Source organism: Streptomyces sp. NPDC050439, assembly GCF_040655335.1.
In the GTDB taxonomy this organism is placed as follows: Bacteria; Actinomycetota; Actinomycetes; order Streptomycetales; family Streptomycetaceae; genus Streptomyces.
Window position 1 is genome coordinate 931,395 of the sequence record NZ_JBFAJT010000002.1, and the last position, 18,044, is coordinate 949,438.

Sequence of the window (18,044 nt, forward strand, 5' to 3'; positions counted from 1 at the left end):
AGGCGGCATCTTCACGCTCCTGAAGGCACAACAGCGCTGGCGACACGGCGCTCCGTGACCTCTGCCCCTGTACCGACTGCCCGACCCTGATCCAGCAACAGTGCTTCCTGACGTCTGAGCATGGGCTCCAGGGCCCTATTACACGGCAAGGAACGGGCTCGGGCTCCCGTGCCACGAGATCCGCAGCGCGTCGCGGGCCCGGGTGGTGGCGACGAAGAGCTGGTTGCGGCTCTTCTTCAGTTCGCGCTCGTAGCGCCTGGGGTCGCTCGTCGCGTACTTCTCGACGAGAGCGGTACGCGGCAGGATTCCGTCGCTGACGCCGATGATGGCCAGCTTCTGGTATTCGAGGCCCTTGAAGCGGTGCATGGTGCCGATGTGGACCTCACCGCCGCCCTGGGGGCCGTCCTTGGTGAGGGTGGCCGTGGTGATGCCGTGCTTGGTTTCCAGGTCGTTGGCGACGCGGCCGGCCATGTCGCCGTCGGCGACACAGACGGCGATGGTGCCGCTGGGGTCGCCTACGGTGCCGTCCTCGTTAGGGCGGGCGATCTCCTCGCGCCAGCGTTTGAGGGCCGCGGCGAGCTGGGTGGTCTCGTCGGCCCAGTCGGCGCAGGCGATGAATTCGGGGGTGGGGCCACGCAGCAGAGAGTGGTAGCCGTCGAGGTTGTCGGTGCCGTCGTCGAGGTCGTCATACGTGGCATCGCCGACGACCTTGGCGGCCTGGTCGAGGATCTCCTGGGTGGTGCGGTAGCTGAGGGTCAGCTTCGAGGCGCGGCCCCGGATGCTGACTCCGACGGTGGAGAGAGTGACCTGGCGGTCGTAGATCCGCTGGTGCGTGTCGCCTGCGATGAAGAGGTCGTCGGGGCCGGGGGCGGCCATCGCGCGCAGCATCTTCCAGTGGGCAGGGCTGAGGTCCTGGGCCTCGTCGACGACGATGTGCTGATAGCGGTGGCGCAGGTAGCGCATGGCGGAGCTGTTGTCGTCGAGGTGGCGCAGCTCGAGGCCGCCGATGGCCTCCTTGTCCTCGGCCCGGGCCTGGATCTTGCGGGCGCGTTCGTTCTCGTAACGGGCCGCGCGTTCGGCGGCTTGGGACCAGGTCTCGCGGCCCATGCTGCCCAGACGCAGCGTGAATTGTTCGAGGACTTTCCAGATGGCGGCACGCTCGGGCCGGCTCAGCGCGCGGCCCATTCCGGCGCGGCGGGCCTTGAAGTAGTCCTGCCGGGTGGCGAGGGACTGGCCCAGGACGACCTGTTCCCATTCCTCGAAGAGGAACTCGGCGTCCCAGCGCTGCTCGTCGTACTCGAAGAGGACTTCGCGCAGAACATCCTGGGCGCGGTCGTCGGTGATCACGCTGCGCTGTGCGCCAGGCGCGACGTTCTCGTTGAGGACACTCTGGGCGAGCTGGTCGATGTGCTTGATGTCGACGCGGTCGAGCAGCTCCGGGCCCATCAGGGAAGTGAGGCGGGAGCGGAGGTCTGCGGTGAGGTTCTTGGTGTAGGTGGTCAGCAGGATCGGCTTGTTGTGGCCGGGCGGCAGGGCGGCGGCGAGCCGGGCGACACGGTGCAGGGCGACGATGGTCTTGCCGGTGCCGGGGCCGCCGCTGACCCGGGCCGGCCCCTTGTAGTTCCGCTCGACGATCTTGCGCTGGGTGGGGTGGAGGTAGACCTTCCAGGCGCGGAAGTCGCCTTCGGCCAGGACGTTGCGGATGTCGTCGTCGATGGTGGTGACGGCGGTTCGGGTGAGGGCCGCCGCCATGTCCTCCTCGAAGCCCGGTTCCAGGTCGGCCGAGGCAGGCTTCGTGATCTCCCGTTCGACCTCCTCGACCGACATGCCGGAACCGAGCCCGGTGAGGACCTCGGCGGACAGGCGGGGGGCGCCGGAGATGAGCTGGTCGAGCTCGTCGTCGGCGGTGACGGTGAGGGCGAGTTCGATGAGGGCTTCGGCGACACCGAGCCGACGTAGGTCCTCGGCAGTGCTCCCCGACAGGAGTGGGGCAGCCCGCGGCGCCGCTTCCGCGGCCGTGGGTGCAGACGCGGACGCGCTATCGGGCGTCGTCTCGGCTGCGGCCTGTTCGTCGGCGGCGGGCGTGAGCTGGACCCCCGCCCGCTGCAGCACGCTCTGGCCGACGACGCCGAAGTCGACGAACTCGATCTCACCGGTGATCCGGTTGATTGCGACGGAGAGTTCCTCGTACACGTCCTTGCGGTGTCGGACCGCGACGATCAGCCACTGCTGGACCCCGTCGGCGCCGACACCGGCCCGGGCGAGGAGGGCCCGGTACGAGGGGTTGATCTTGGCGCGGAAGATCCGGCCGTCGCCTTTGAGGGGCTTGAGGTCGAGGCTGGGGTGGTCGGGGTCGTTCCGGAATTGGTGGCAGAAGTCGTAGAACTTCGTCTTGACCGACGAGTCCATCTTGTAGAGCTCGTTCTCGGCCTTCTGGTACAGGCTCAGGCGTGCGGTCATCGTGCGGCACTCTGTTCGTCGGAAGCGGATGCGGAGTCGGGGGCGGAAGCAGAGTCGGCTGCCGACCCACCGCGGGTGGTGGCGTCGGGCAGTGCCGCGAGGAGAGCGTCGAGGTCGGTAAGCCATTCGCCGGCCGACCGGATGGTGAATCCGGCGTCACGGTAGGCCCGCCAGGTCCTTTCGCTCTCTTCGCTCTCGTGGTCGTACGGCTCGGCCATGACCGCGATCCGCAGACCCGGATCGGAGCGGTGCCAGGCAAAGTCGGCCAGCCAGCCCCGCTCGCCGAGCTCATAGCCGAAGGCGGGGGCCCGCTTCCCGTGGTTGGCCAGGGTGTGGGCGAGGTGAGCGAGGGGGGCATCGGGCTCGTCCTCGTCAAGGAATTCGAGGATCTCCTGGTCCCACAGCAGGTCCCTGATCGCCGCCTCGACGGGAGTGTCGTCGAGGACTTCGGTAGACCCGCGCTGCGACTGCGGAGTGAGGACCTGGGTGCCGAGTTCGACCACCAGCGTCTCCAACTCGCCTATGCCGCCGAAAGCCTTGAGGACCTCGACGTCGAAGCCGCCGGCGGCGGAGGTGGTCAGCTGGACGCCGTCGCCGCCGCCGTGCGCGAGGAACTGCAGGATGTTGGACCACTGCAGCCAGGCGCGCCAACGCGCCTTGTGCTCCGGGGTGCCGAGCTGGTCTTCGGCGGTGTCGTCCAGGCAGACAAGCGCGGTCCAGCAACGGGTAACGGCATCGACGAGGAAGGCGACGGGCAGACCGGACATGTCGTCGGCCTTAAACAGGCTGAGCGTGCCCGTGCCCTGGACCGCCGCCGGGTCGATCCCGCTGGTCTGCCCCCACGCGTCAAGGAGGCGTTCGAGCACCTCGCGGGCCTGGTCGGTGGTTCCGTTGCTGACCAGGGGCGTGTTGCTCGTGCCGAGCAGTCCGCCGACCACGGCCGACGCCCGCTTGCCCCAGGCCGCGTCGTCCGGGCTGCGGAGGTAGGTCAGGAGCAGGGTCATCGGGTCGGTGAAGGCGGTGTCGGGCAGATCGCCGCCGCCCGCCTGCGCGTGCAGCTGCTTCGCGACGTCCTGGGCGGTGCGCGGGTAGGGCGGCCACACGGGTTCCGCCGGCTCCCGGCCGGCCGATCCCTCCGCGACGCCCGTCTTCCGTTCGAAGGCGTCGAGGTCGTCCCAGGTGAGCTGGAAGACGGTCCGGCCGTCGGCCCGTAGCCGGTTGCGCTTGTCGGCGTCACCGGCGAGCCGGTTGTGCTGTCGGGTGGCGTGGTAGCGATGTCCGTCCAGGTAGACGGTGACCTTCTGCTTGGGCCCGTCGATGCGTTCGAAGGTGAAGTCGGTGCGGGTGAATCCCTCGTTGCGCTGGGCGGTCAGCCGCCAGCCGTGGACGGTCCCCGCCTCGTCGAGGCGCAGGTAGCCGCTGTTGTCCCCGCTTTCCTCCAGATTCGTGTCGACGCGGTCCTCGGCCCAGCTCCGCAAGGCCTTCAGGAAGCGGGCTTCGAGGTCGGACTCGACCTGTCCGTCGAGGCCGATCCGGTCGGTGTTGCCGACGGGTTCGGTGTCCCAGGCGTCGCTGTCCGTGCCGAGGAGTTCGTCGAAGATTTCCAGGGCTGCCTGGCGGGAGACTTTCGCGATGTTCGTCTCGTCGGTGTAGCGGTACAGACAGCGATGGCACGCCTGTCCGCCTTCCTCGTTGCACGGACAGTCCACAAGGAGTCGGCGGGCACCTTCGAGGACCTGCCGGAAGGCCGCCGGGTCAGTGAGCCGGTCGAGGTAGCCGGTGCCGTGCGGGAGACGGTCGTACAAGACCAGGAAGTGCCGCTGCTCCGCGGTGTCCCGGTCTGGCATGGTGGCGAGTGTGGAGTCGAGGTGCTGGGGGTCGCCGCCGAACGCGTCGTCCACGCCGAGACGCAGAGCGGCCTGGAAGGAATGGACCTTCTCCTCGACCAGGACGGTTGCGGCCGGAAGCAGCACCCGCAGCGCCTCGGTCTCCAACTCGTGTGCCAGCAGCACCGGTTCCTGGGGCACGTCCTTGGCGCCGCGTCGCAGCGGACACCATGGAGTGTGGTGCTTGAGGTCGCGTCGGCGGTTGGCGGAGCTGTCGACAGCATCGCGGTCGTCGTCGAAGACCGGCCGCCCGTCGGCGGTCGCGGCCCCGCAGGCGGTGCACACGTGGAACGGTGCGACGCGTATGTACTTCCCGGCGATCAGGTCGTTCTCCTGCGCGCCGATGCTCAGCGGCCCCGCGTTGACGCGGCGGATGACGGCGCGCCGGGTGTAGTCGACGCCGAAGATCTGGCTGGTGTGCCGCCAGGATTTGCCCGGCGCGAAGTCATCGGGGGCGATGTCGACCATGTCGAGGATGGTGTAGAAGCGGCGGTCGCGGTCGTCCTTCTCGTCGCCGATCCTGGTGTCCTCCCGCCTGTCGCGGGCGGTGACGACGGTGGGCTGGACGATCTGCCGCAGGCTGCCGGAGTCGGCGATGCCGGCCTCTCCGCAGCGCGGGCACGGCGCAATGTCGGTTTCCGCGTTCTCGGTGCGGACGTAGCCGCAGGACGGGCAGAACCGCCAGTGCCGCCAGTCCTGTTCCTTGCCGGTGACGATGTCGATGCCCGTGATGCGGTGCTTGTATCCCTCGGCGTAGAACGTGTTGCCGGGGGCGAGTTCGGACAGCGCGTAGCTGCGCGGCCGCTCGTAGCCGTACTGCTTCGACTTGTACTGGTCACGCCCCTCGGGCGTCTTGCCCTCGGGCCAGTAGACGGTGGCGGCCAGGGTGGTCGAGGCATCGATGAGGGCGTAGTTGGGCAGCAGGCCCAGGTCGCACAGGACGGTCTGGGCGGGCTGCCGCTGCCGGGCGGCGCCCTGCTTCGACGTCGCGCGCAGTTCGGCCTCCAACTCGGCCTTGGTGCGAGCCTGTTCCTCGTCGCCGTCCTTGAGCTCGTCGATCGCGGCCCGGATCGTACGGATACGGGTGCGTAACTTCTGGTTCTCGCGCTCCCACTCGCGTTCGGCCTTCTCCACGGTGGAGCGGATGCCGCGTACGGCGTACTGCTTCAGCTCGTCCCGGGCGATCTCGCTCACGCCGGTGGGAAACAGTGCGAGGAACCCCCGGGCGAGTTCCTCGCCGTGCGCGAGGGCGGCTTCGACGAAGTCGACGAGGTAGCCGGAGGGACCGAAGAGCTCGTCGACCCGGCGAGACAGTGCGGCCAGTGGGTGGCCGTCCTCGCGCAGCAGACGGTTACGCGCCGCGAGGTCGAGAAGGTGCGCGGTGTACTGGCGTCGCAGGATCTCGATGGCCGACAGGTACGAGCCCGGGGGCACGATCCGCCCGTCGATCATGTCGCGCGGCCGGTCCAGGAAGTACATGTCGCGCCGGGACCGGTCAGGGATGGTCAGCAGGAAGGCGTTTCCGGTACGGCGCCCGGCCCGGCCCGCCTGCTGCGCGTAGTTGGCGGGGCGGCGGGGCAGCGCACCGAGGACGACGGCGGACAGATCACCGATGTCGATGCCCATCTCCAGGGTGGGCGTGCAGGAAAGGACGTTCGGGTCGTCGAAGTTCTCTCCCTTGCGGAAAGCCTCCTCCACGGTCTCGCGCTTGGCACGCGAGAGCAGGCCGGTGTGCTCGGCGGTGATGACCTGGTACGTACCGGCCTTGCGGTAAAGGCTGCGGTAGTAGTCAGCGCGGTAGTCACGGTCCCGGTCGTGCCGGTCGACGATCTCCAGCCACCGGTCGCCGGCGACCAGGCGTCCGGACGTACAGCGGTAGGCCGGGCATGGCTGGCCGTGGTACTGCACGAGGAGCGACGGGTGGACGGTCTGTTCCCAGAAGCACTTGGGGCAGCGCACATACGCCTCGTTGACCTGCGCGTCATCGAGCAGCCGCAGGTGCACGGCGCCGGGCTGGAGGCCATAGACGCGAGCGGTGGTATCACCCGGGGTGCGCGAGGCGAGCAGTCCCGCGTCGGCGAGGCGGGGCAGCAGCCGGACCCAGAAGTCGTCGGCCTGTTCTCGCGTCAGGTCGAGGCAGCGCTGCGCCCACGTCTGGTACCAGGAAAGCCGCCCCGCGGCGAGATCGAACTCACTGCCCGACTTGGGCTTCGCGAGCAGGAAGGTGGGCGCGGAAACCCCCTTGGGGAAGGCCTTCATACCGCGCGGACGGCCGCCCCAGATGAAGAACCGGCTGGTGCCCGCCTCGTCGAGAAACTGCTCCAGCCACCGGTGCCCGACCGCGCCACGGGTACGCAGACGCTCCAGGACGGCACGCAGGAACGCCAGATAGCGGGCGTCATCGTGCTCGCTGATCGCCAGCCCCCGGTGGGTGGACTCCTCGTGCGTGGCCCGTACGAGCGCCACGGCGGCCTGCGTGTCGGGAATGTCCACCCAGGCTGCGGCGGTGCGGGTCAGTTCCAGGGTGCGGCCGTTGCGGGAGCGGTGGCCGAACTCCATCACGGCCTCGAACGCGAACCGCTCCCCGATCAGATCCCACGTCCTGCGGTCCCCTCCGCGCCCCCTGCCAGCCAGGAGACGCGCCACGCCGGCGTCGTCGTGCAGGTCCGGGGGCACGACGGCCGCCAGGGTCTCCCGGTCGGTGGTGGCCTCGACGACGTCGGCGACAAGGTCGTTGAGCGCGGTCGGCCGCTCCTCGTCCAGGTGCTTGGCGAACAGAGCCCGCAGCGAGAACGTGTACGAGCGAGAGGCGACAAACCCTGCGCGGTGAGCGGCGTCCTGCACCGAGTCGTTGAACATCAGCGTCTTCGTCTCACGCTGCTCCTTGTCCATCTCCCCGCCGGTGAACAGCTGGGTGACGGAGGCGGCGGCGAGCGCGGCCGACCCCGTACCGACGAAGCGGATCGTGTTGTGGGTGCCGCAGGCCGGGCACCAGTCGTCCTTGGCGGCCCGTTCAGCGTTGTCGCCGAGCTGCACGAGGACGAACACCGCGTCGGCAGAGGACGGTTGGGGGCTGTCCTCGTCGTCGTAGTCGTCCTGCGGATCGGGGAGGCGCAGCCGCTGCGCGGGACCATCGAGGACCATCAGGACGCCCGCGCCGCCGGTGGTCAGTGCCTTCTGCGCCGCCCGGTCCATGGCGGTGCGGCCGTTGCCCTCGCGGGCCTCGTTGTCGGTGGCCGCCACCAGGGTGCGCACCTTCGCCTTGTCGGCGGTCACGGTAGCCCGGCGGATCTTGTGCGGCTCGAAGCTGAGCTCCTCGAAGTCCGACTCGGGAGCAAGCACCGACCAGCCCGAACGCCCGCACTCACGGCAGTACACCGCAGGCAGGAACAGCTTGCTGCCCTGGGAGGTGGTCGTGTCCGGCGTCGCACGCTGCTGCGCGGACGCACCCCGGCCATCCCACGTGAACTCGGCGCGCGGCCAGGGCAGTACGCCACGCAGCAGCCGCGACACCGATCGCGCCCACTGGTGCACTTCGACCTGAACGAGCGGTCGGCTCATCCCGGCGGGCGCATCCGGGTCGCGGGCCACGGACAGCAGGGCGACAAAGCGGGCGAGCGCGAGCGCAGCGACCTTTGGCCGCTTCGTTACCGTCTCGTCCCAGCCCTTCGCGCCACTGCGACGCATCACGTCGAGCACTTCCTCGTACGTGTGCACCGAACCATCGAAAGCCTTCAGGACCGCGTACGTCAGCCGGTTGCGTTTGAGGGCGACGCCCAGGTCGACCGGGTCGGTCGTACGGACACCAGTGACGGCCTCGGCGAGATCCGCGAGCGCGGCCAGGCCGGAGGCGGGGTCCGGCAAGACAGTCAGCGCCTCGGGCGCCGGGACCCGGCCGGGCAGGAACTTCGCGTCCGGTATCACCTCATTGAGCATGAAGTCGTCGACCGTCTGCCGGTCCTCGCCGACGATCGCGTCCTCGGTGAACTCCGCACCGAAGACGGCGCCAGCAACGTCCAGGAGTTGCTGTGCGCCGTCGGCATCGGTACCGGCACCCAGGGTCGCGGAGGTGGCGACGGGGGTGATGGTGCCAAGCGGTCGGCCAGGCCGGGTGGCACCAACGGCGGCGGCAAGCCGGCGCAGCAGCATCGCCACGTCGGTACCCTGCGCGCCGTCGTAGGTGTGAAACTCGTCGACGACGACGTAGCGGATGTCACTGCTGTCCCACAGCGGGGCGTCGGCGGAACGCTGCAGGAGCAGGTCGAGCATCTTGTAGTTCGTGATCAGGATGTCCGGCGAGGACAGCTGCATGTCCTGACGGCGGGTGTAGACCCGGTCGTAGTGCGTCGCCGCCTTGTCCCCGATGTACAGGCCCGCGCGCACGCCGCTCAACTCGCCGTATTCGACGAGAAGATCGTTGATGCGGGCCGCCTGGTCGGTGGCCAGGGCGTTCATGGGATAGAGGAAGATCGCCTTGACGCCGTGGCGCCCGGCTGCGCGCTCGCGGGCGCAGTGGTCCAGGACCGGATAGAGGAAGGCTTCGGTCTTGCCGGAGCCGGTGCCGGTGGTGATCAGGGTCGGCTCGGGTGTGTGGCCGTTCCTGGTGGTGAGGCGTGCGAAGGCGCGGGCCTGGTGCGCGTACGGGGACCAGCCGTCGCTGCGCCGCCAGTCCAGGTGCTCCTGCCAGCCGTCGTCGGCCCGGGTGAAGGGTGTCCGGAGGCGGAGGTACGGTCCGCGGAACATACCGGTCGTCTCGTCCCCGAGGAACGCCTCCAGGGCCTTGCGGGCGCCCTCGTCAGCCAGCCCGTAGGTCGTGGACAGGTACTGGAGCAGGCTCTCCTTGAGCCCCTGCGCTTCGAGCGTCGGCCTCATCGGGTGGGGACCTCCATGGTGACCGGGTCCCACAGACCCTTGGCGACGGCCTCGTCGAGGCGGTTCTTGAAGTAGGCGTGGGCGGCGCGCATTTCGCGTATTCGGTTGGCCTTGTAGAAGGGGGCTGTGTAGCCGACGGGGACGGGGGCAGTGTCGGGAGCTGTGGTGGTGGGGTCGGCGGGGAGAACGCCGGCCTCGGAGGGGGCACCGACTGCCTCGCGGTAAGCCTCGAACGCGGTCCAGGTCTCCTTGGTCTGACGCTGACCGATGGTCCGGGCATTACTCGCCAGCTTCCAGCCCTCGGCGTCGAACCAGCTGGCCGCCTCGTACTTCTGGAGCACGGGGAAACGGCCCTTGTACGCGGCGATCAGCGCATCAGCATCCATGCCGAGCCAAACGGCGACCAACGCGTCGATCTCGACGAGAGCGGCGCGACGGGCGTATTCGGTGCGGAGTGGGGTGTCGCGGTGCCAGGTCGGGGTGACGGCGTGCAGGTCCGTGTTCATGCTCGGCCAGGTGAGAGCCCAGGGTTCGTACGCGGACCAGGTCGCGTCGTAGAGGTCCTGCCAGAGGTCGGCGTAGGCGGTCGTCAGGCAGTTTAGGCGGAGGGTGCGGAGCAGGAGGGCGGGGGCGAGCGGGTGGCTGCTGCTCTCGGTGGGAGACGGCATCGCCCGAGCGCTACGCCCCAGCAAGTCGCTGCGCCCCGTGATGCGGAGAAAGTAGTCAGACGGCAGGGACGACCAGAAACCCGCCACAAGTACCGTATGCCGATCACTACTCATTGCCATCGAGTTCACGGCGTGCACATGCGCTGTACCGGGAGGCACGAGCGCGGCATACAAGGCTCGCTCCGTATCCGGGGCGACCTGCCGCCTCCAAGCCACACGATAGAACGCCGTATACCGCCGTCGTGCCCGCCCCACAAGCAAGGCGTCCACCTTCTCCGGATCGGCATCATCCGGCGCCACCCCCGTCGCCTCGGCCACTTGACCACGAGCCCGCGCCAGGGCCTTTCCGTCCGCGCGAAGGCGTACGAGCGCCTCGTGGTCGATCCACCGGTCCTGACCCTTGAGGTAATCCTGCGCCCGCCCCGGTACTCGCACGTACTCCGTGTTCGGTACGAAGTCCGAGGGGAGCAAGACCAGATCAGCACCGTAGGGCGCGTTGGAGTTGGCGTCATGCCGCTTGAACACAGGGGTGGCGACGCTGATCTGGGTGCCCTTAAGAACCACCCGCCGCCAGCTGCGCGGCTCATAGGCCACCCCCGTACCCGGGTCGGGCCGGTTGTAGTCGATCAAACGGTCCTTCTTGGCCCCGCTCTCGTCATAGCCGCGGGTGATCTGCGGCTTGAAGCCGTCGACGCGTAGTCGGTAGTTCGCCAAGGCTTCGATGGCGGAAGCCTCGGCCGTGCTCACGGGAGACAGCAGGCGTGCTTCCTCCACCGGCCCGATGTCTCCGAGCAGCCGCTTCCAGACCGTGAGCAGCTTCTCGTTGACCCGCACGACCCGCGTTCGATGGGGCCGCTCGTCGAACTCCGCGTTTTGGTAGCGGATCCCCGGCGCCTCCCCCGAGCCGTCATGGCTGGCCGAAAAGCGCAACGCGTCGGCCGAGACCAGCCAGGAGAGGTGATCAAAGCCGATCTTTCGAGGGCGACCGTAGACATTCACACCGAAGTGAGTGGCGTGGCCCACAGGCAACGGGAAAAACCGCTGCCCCGCGTTCACGAAGTCCCCATGGATGCGCAACCGCCGATACGCCGCTCCCCGTAGAGCCGCTTCTTTGTCTCCGGTGAAATGGGTGTCCGAGTGCAGGAACCCGGTCGTTCCAGGCCCTGCAGCGTGGTCCCACACCTGGCACATGAAGGCCCGGTAGAGGTCAGGTTGCGTTCCCGCGAGCAGCGGATAGGCCTGTGGTGCTCCGAAGTAGGCGACCTGCCCGACGTTGTCGGTGAGCTCTTTCAGCACATACGTGGCCGCAGCGGCGGACTCCAAGAGTTCGTCGCGGCGCTCTTCCTTCACCGTCGTGGAGATCTGCTCCTCCAGCTCGAACCACGGATCACGTTCGGCAAGCACCAAGGGTTCGTTCCAGCGGGGTCGCACCCACGGCGGGTTCCCTACCTGCAGGTCGAATCCGCCCGCCGCCCCCGCAAAGATGCCCGCGAAGTCCAACTCCCAGTGAAAAAAACCCTGCTCAGCGGCGATGTCCCGCACGACCCGCATCCACGGGTACCGCGTCTCGACCGCCCTACGGGCATCGTCCATGTCCATCTCGGGCTGAGCCTGGATCAGACCTTCCAGGGTTTTCAGCTCCTCAAGGGACTCCACGGACGACACGAGAGTGCCCCGCTGCACGTCCTTGGTACCGAGCATGGACTCGAGGAAGTCGATCCAGTCATCAAGGTCGGCCAGTGGCACGATGGGCCGACGTTGGGCCGTGTTCCCGACCGACTTCGCCCCAGCTCCCGTCAACCGCCGCTTCTTGACTTCCTGCTTCTCGACCAGGTCGCCGTCACCCCTGTCATCGCCGAAGGACATCTGGTCGCCGTCGAGGGCGAACAGCAGCCCGTGCTCGACGAAACGCGGTGCGGATTCGGGCTCCTCCGGAACGGTCTTTGCAACTTCTCCGACGACTCCGGTCGACAGCAACACGTCCATCGTCACCACAGGAGCCGCGCCGTACTCCGCATCCGTACCGTCGAGCAACCTCATTTTGTCCAGCGGCCAGAACCACAGTGCGCACCATGCGTCCATAACTTGCTTGAGCCGCCAGTACGGCGACCCCTCCGCGTCAAAGAGGTCCTTGAAGACCTGTTCCTTGGTCAGCGGCAGATCGTCGCCATCCGTTCCCTTGTCGCGGCGTAGGAACGCATACTCGTCCGCGTTCTCCTCACGCTCCGCGCCCCACACCTCTATAGTGCGGGCGATCTCGCGCTCGCTCAGCTCCATCCGCTTGGCAACGAGCCCCCACAGGAACTCCACCCGGCGGGCAGCCGCCTGGAGCCGACCGAGCTGGCCACTCTTGCCTCCGGTCGCCTTCGGCTTGGCGCCGATTGCCTTCTTCCAGGCCTTCAGCTCCCGCATCCGCTCTCCCGCGAGCTGCTCCACGAGCTTCTTCGCATCCCCACTCGCACCCGTGACCGCACCCCATCCCGGCGTCGGCAGCAGAAACTGGTGCACGGCCCCGTCCGGCAACGGCTGCTCCTCACCCGTCTCCTCCGTCCGGAACGGAAGCTTCTCTGGCGTACCTCCACCAACAGCCCGCTCCTTCTTGATGCGCTCGGCCGGATACACCCAGCGCCGCGCCCCGATCAGCGAGTTGCCGCGCCGCAGGTGCAGCCCGAACCACGGCGCCCGCATCCCTGGGTGCATGGTGTTGAGCCACAGCGACACCTCGGCCAGCTCGACACCCGTCGGGTTCAGGTCGATGCCGTACGCGTTGTGCAGGGCGATGTACGCCTTGACTTTCTGCTTCGCTTCCAGTGCCTTCGATGTGTCCAGGCTGACGCCGAGCTCGGCCTGCCGGCGCTTGAGGTACTCCTCGGCGACCTGGTTGATCGCCTCGTTCAAGAACGCGCCGGATCCGAGGGCGGGCTCACAGATCGAGTACTTGAGCAGCTCGCTCGCTCGGGTCTTCGTCTCCCCCTGGTCGAGCCGGTGCTTGAGCGCCAACTCGACGGTGACCTTCGTCAGCGACTCCGGTGTGTAGTACGAGGCCGAAGTCTCCCGATCACGCCCCGCGAGCCGATAGACGAACTCCCCGGCCACGTACTTCCGAGGGCCTCGCAGCCCGTACAGCTGCGCGTCCTGGTCGGAGTAGACGACGTGCGTGTTCTCTCGGTAGTTGCGCAGCTTGTCCACGGGCACAAGCCACGACCCCTTCTCCGGGTCGCCGTGCTGCTTGCCTCCCTTCTTCGCGCCCGGTTTCGCGACCTCGGCCAGCTCCTCCTTGGCGATGATGCCGGTGTACGACATCAGCCCCTCGTAAACCGCGCCCAGTTGGGGGATGCCGAGGTTCCGGTATGAGATGAAGCCGCCCTGCCGGCCCTTCGCTCCGGCCTCCTTCATTGTGAGCAGCCGCAGCACCTCGTGCAGGGCTTCGTTGCTCAGGCGCAGGTCGAGCCATTCGGGCTCGGTGTCCCCGCCCTCGTCCCAGTCGGGGTGAAAGACGTTGCGGCCGATGAGGGTGATCGCCTTCGGGTCGAAGAGTTCGCTGCGCAGCGCCTCGAAGCGCAGTCCGCGGCCCTCACTGCGCTCGCCGACGGCCAGCCGGTCGCCGGCCTCGGTGCCGTGCGGGCGGTGGCCGTGGTTGACCTTGTTGAACAGGACGTCGAGGGACGCGTACAGGTGAAATCCGGTGCGGCTCTCCTCCTCGACTAGCTTGCGCTCTCGCGCGACCAGTTCGCGCAGCCGGGCCACCGAGTAGCCGGCCTCGTAGGTGGAGTCGTCGGCGGGCAGGATGCCCAGCTCGGGGCGGGCTTCGGCGTACAGGAGGAATAAGATCCGGTAGAGGTAGCGCAGGGATTCGCGTGTGAGCTGTTGGGCGATCGGGCCCTTTTCGGGCTTCTCGATGTCACGCGGCGAGACACCCTCCTTCCGCAGCCGCGCCAGGACCTCGTTCGCGATGATCTCGACGGAATGCTGCAGTCCTTTCCGAAGTTCGGCGTTGACGCCGACGGCGTTGTCGCGGGAGGCCTTGAGCAGGTCGTCGATGCGCCGCCCCTTGCCGTCCGTGCGGGACGCCAGCATGTCGTGCGAGAAGAGTGCGGCGAGAAGCGCGAGTTCGCCGCCCTTGGCGGTGTCGTTGCGGGCGAGGGCGGCGTCCAGGTTGGCTGCGAGGTACCGGCCTTCGGACCAGGCGTTGCGGTCGGCGAGGACGAGCACGCCGCCGCAGAGCAGCAGGATAAAGCGGGGAGCGTCGCCGCCGTGCTCGTCAAGTTCGCTTTGGAAGAGCCAGCCGGTCAGTTTTTCGCCGGCTTCGAGGAGTCCGTCGCTGGTCTTGAGAGGGTGGATGAGGCCGCCGGCCGCCTCCGTGTCGAGGGCCTTGTCGACCTTGTCGGTCCAGCCGCAGTCGAGGGCGACGATGCCGTCACCCTGCCAGGCAACCTGGAGTTCGTACTCCCTGCCGGCGTTGTACACGGTCAGCGAGCGGGACGGATCGCGGTAGCCGAGGGCGGCGAGCACCTTGGTGTGCCAGGCGGTGACGTGCTCGGCCCATTCTCCGGTGGGGTCGTCGTAGGTGCTTCCGACCAGGGCCTGCTCATTGTCCTCCTCGCCGCGGGCGGCCAGGAAGGGCCGGACGATCGCCAGGTAGTCACCGCGCAGCCGGGGCAGGAGTTCGCGCGGTGTGGACCGGTCGTCAAGCTCGTCGGTCTCGCGGTCGGTCCACAGGGTGAACAGGCCCTCGTCGCCCGCTGTCTTCTTCTTGAGGCTGTTTTCCAGTTCTTCACTGAAGTAGTGGGCGGCCAGGTATTCGCCGCGGTTGGCGAAGGAGTCGTAGGTGTAGCTCATCGTGCGGACTCCTCGTCCCGGGCAGCGGCAGGGGTAGCGGTGGTGGCGTGGAGGGGTTCGAGGACTCCGAGGACTCGCAGCATCGGGTCACCGGCGGTGCGCAGGCGGCGTACCAGGTCCCGGCGCTTGGCCGCAGTGTCGTACACCTGCTCGCGGCGGCGCTGCTGGTTGCCGACGGCGATCAACGCGTCCTGTTCCCAGACCTGCACCCGGTCCTCGTAGGGGGCGAGGTAGGCGTCGACTTGCTTGTCGTAGTCGGCGCGGCGCTCGCGCAGGTGGCTCTCGGCGGCGTCGACGGCGTCGGACACGAGCGATTGCAGGCGGTCGGGGTCGACGGGCCGGCCTCGGCCCGGCATGTCGGGGCCGACGCCGCAGGCGGCGAGGAACGCGGAGTCCATGCGCCAGACGCGGGGCGTGGCCTCGGTAAGCCCGGTGAGGGCCATCCACTCCACGACCGTCGGTTTGCCGGCCGCGTTGGAGTAGACGCCCTGGAGGAGGTAGACCGGGCCGGTGAGGGCCGCGGGCAGCTCCTCGTCGATCTTCTTCGCCTTGGCGACGTCAGACCGGTAGGCGAGGACGAAGGCCTCGTCGTACTTGAGCTTGGCCAGGACCTTGTCGGTCACCCAGTCCAGGACGGGGTGGATGTCCGATACGTAACTGACGTTGGGCCACTGGGAGGTGGGCTGGTCGCTCTTGCCCTGCTTGGCGTTGCGGGCCGCCTCCAGGCGGTCGGCCGCGTACTTCTTGTCGAAGGTGATGCGCAGGGTGCCCTCGTGCTTGGAAGTGGTGAGGATCTTCTCCTGCTCCAGGTACGACTTCGGCAACGCTCTAAAGCGGTACTGGAGGTCGTCGGGCGGTGTGAACTCGATGCGGCCGCCTGCCGTTTCGGGCCGGAATCCGAGGTCCTCACGTTCGGCCTGCGGGTAGAGGAGCTCCATCGCGGCGTCGAAGTACGCCTTGGTGTCTGCGAACACGTGCGGCACGTCGGCCTCACATACCGGCGCCGCGCCCGTTGCGGCCGGGGCGGCCGCCGGGTCGGCGATTGCCGCGTTCACGGCGCCCAGGAGGCCGGTGAGGAGATCACCCGCCTCCTGCCGGCTCTGCTCAATGGAGCGGTCCACGGTGCTGCCCTTGATGAGGTCGCGGGTCAGCCGGTCCTCTTCCTTCTTGTCGTTGAACAGGCCTGTGACGGCCTCCGCGCTGCCCTCGCCGGTCTCGATCTGGTTGGCCTGTTCCTCGCGGCGAAGGAGACGGATGCCGACGAGCCGGTCGTCGAGGGTGAGGGTCTTGCCAGTGGTCTCATCGCGCCTCCATGGCACGTCGGCGGTGAGGGTGATCGCACGGAACTCGGGGCTGACGGCCTGCCCGTAACGGTCGATGCGTCCGTTGCGCTGCTCGATGCGGATGAGGGACCAGGGCAGGTCGTAGTGGACGATGTCGTGGCACTGATGGTGCAGGTTGACGCCTTCGGAGGCGATGTCGCCGGTGAAGAACAGTCGCACCGGCTCCTCGCGCCGGCCGAAGCGGTCGACGATCTCCTGTTGCTGCTGGTCGTTGGTGGTGTCGCCGTGCATGACCTCGACGGCCCCGCCGTATGCCTTCCACGGGCGCGACGCGTCCGCCTTTACCCCCTTGACCGGCTGCTTCGGGAAGCCGAGTCGGGCCGGGACCTCCCGGGCGAGCCAGTTCAGGGTGTGTATTCGCTCGGAGAAGATCACGATTCGGCGTTCTGAGCGCGGACCGACGCCGAGGCCCTTCAGGGTGCGCACCAGCACGTCGAGCTTGGCGGAGTCGTCCTCTGTGAAGTCAGCGACCAGAGCTTCGAGTTCTGTCAGTGCGGCGCTCTCGGCGGCGAGGGCGGCGCGGCGCTCGGGCGTGTCGGTTGCCTTGCTCTTCTTCGGGTCGTTCAGGTAAGCACGACGGCTCTCCAAGGACTTGCTGAGGGCCACGTGGGAGGAGAGGAACGCCTTGAGGAAACCGTACGCCACCAGCGGATCGGCACAGACCGACGAGCAGTCGGGATCACCTGGCGTCCACTCGGCGGCGAGCTTTTCGAGGACCGCGACCTCCTTCGCCGTCGCCAGGGCCGGTACCGGCACCGAGTCACCGCGGTCGGCCCACGGCTTGTCCTTGAGGCCGTCGCGCACCTCACGATCGGTCTTGGTGCGCCGGATGTAGAGGTGCTCGAGGTCGGCGACCTTGTAGTTCTTCGGGTCGGCGACGGCCGCCGGATCGAGCATCCGGATCAGCTCGGCGAAGGATTCCGCATCACCGTTGTGCGGGGTGGCGGAGGCCAGGATCAGCGCGTCAGTGCGCTCCGCGAGGCGGCGGGCGAGACGGTTGTTGCGGGTGCCCTTGTTGACGAGATTATGGGACTCGTCGATGACGACGGCGTCCCAGTCAATGTTCTCCAAGTGGTGCGCGTACGTTGCTGACTTGAGGGTGTCGACGGAGACGATCGCCCGCTTGAAATGCGCGAACGGGTTGCGACCCGCCGGGATCTCCTGCTGGACGCGCTGGATGCCGGTGGAGTCCAGACGCACCAGCGGCAGCGCGAACCGGGTCCACATCTCGCGCTGGAACTGCTCCAGGACATGCGCGGGAGTCACCACCAGGATCCGCTCCCCGCGCCCGCGCCGGATCAGCTCCGCAAGCGTGACGCCGATCTCCAAAGTCTTACCCAGGCCGACCACGTCCGCGATCAGGAGCCGGGGCTGCGGGTTGCGCATCGAGAGGGCCAACTCGGCGGGGCGCAACTGGTAATCCTGCCGGTCCATAAGGAAGGAGTCGGCGAGCGCGATGCCGTGCTCGGTCTGCGGCAGCGCCGTCTTGCGGATGACCGCTTCCAGGTAGAGACGGGCCTTGGCGTGCTTGGCGGTCTCGTCGGGCACCAGGCGGGTGCGGCGCGGGTCGAGCACGTCGATCTGGTCGAGACCCGAGTAGAAGACCGCGTCCGTGCCGCGTACGAACGATGAGACACCACTGACTTCGAGTATGAGCCCGTCCCGGCTCTCGTCAACGGACTTCACCAGCCATTGCTCGTCCCGGATGCGCACCTGTGCGCCAGGGGCGAAGGCAGGCCGCACGCCGGCGGCTGCGTGGACTTCCTCGTCACGCGCCTGAGGTAATTCGGGCGACGTCGCCGTGCTCACGTGCACTCCTCGCTGGGGGTATGGCTGAGCTGTTATTTGCCTACGGGATGGGTCTACGGCCGTCACTGCCGGAGGGATTTCGCTGTACATACCGGGCCTCGTCGCCGGGTACACCGCGCCGATGCGCCGGGTAGGCCGCGCCAGTTCACGCGCCGGTGGGAGGACTT

The 18,044-nt window shown here is 68.2% G+C and carries 4 protein-coding genes; all 4 read right to left on the reverse strand.

Annotation, left to right across the window (positions count from 1 at the left end; translation table 11 throughout):
• Window positions 1-138: 138 nt before the first annotated feature.
• Genes AB0I66_RS11345 through AB0I66_RS11360 form a run of 4 tightly spaced genes read right to left on the reverse strand, consistent with a single transcriptional unit; the run spans window position 139 to window position 17,877 of the window.
• Window positions 139-2,460, reverse strand: coding sequence for a UvrD-helicase domain-containing protein (locus AB0I66_RS11345; protein ID WP_363207513.1), 2,322 nt, complete (start codon window positions 2,458-2,460; stop codon window positions 139-141).
• Window positions 2,457-9,218 carry a DEAD/DEAH box helicase gene (locus AB0I66_RS11350; RefSeq protein ID WP_363207514.1) on the reverse strand — a complete coding sequence of 2,254 codons (6,762 nt, stop codon included), beginning with the start codon at window positions 9,216-9,218 and terminating at the stop codon, window positions 2,457-2,459. Before AB0I66_RS11350 ends, AB0I66_RS11345 begins: the two co-directional genes overlap by 4 nt.
• Window positions 9,215-14,725: a hypothetical protein gene (locus AB0I66_RS11355; RefSeq protein WP_363207515.1), complete on the reverse strand. Its 5,511-nt coding sequence runs from the start codon at window positions 14,723-14,725 to the stop codon at window positions 9,215-9,217. Before AB0I66_RS11355 ends, AB0I66_RS11350 begins: the two co-directional genes overlap by 4 nt.
• Window positions 14,722-17,877 carry a DEAD/DEAH box helicase gene (locus tag AB0I66_RS11360; RefSeq protein ID WP_363207516.1) on the reverse strand — a complete coding sequence of 1,052 codons (3,156 nt, stop codon included), beginning with the start codon at window positions 17,875-17,877 and terminating at the stop codon, window positions 14,722-14,724. The genes AB0I66_RS11355 and AB0I66_RS11360 overlap by 4 nt, the downstream gene beginning before the upstream one ends.
• Window positions 17,878-18,044 lie beyond the last annotated feature (167 nt).

Excerpts from the sequence above, each read along its gene's own strand:
- AB0I66_RS11350 (WP_363207514.1), bottom strand. The coding sequence starts at position 9,218 with ATGAGGCCGACGCTCGAAGCGCAGGGGCTCAAGGAGAGCCTGCTCCAG.
- AB0I66_RS11345 (WP_363207513.1), bottom strand. The coding sequence starts at position 2,460 with ATGACCGCACGCCTGAGCCTGTACCAGAAGGCCGAGAACGAGCTCTAC.
- AB0I66_RS11355 (WP_363207515.1), bottom strand. The coding sequence starts at position 14,725 with ATGAGCTACACCTACGACTCCTTCGCCAACCGCGGCGAATACCTGGCC.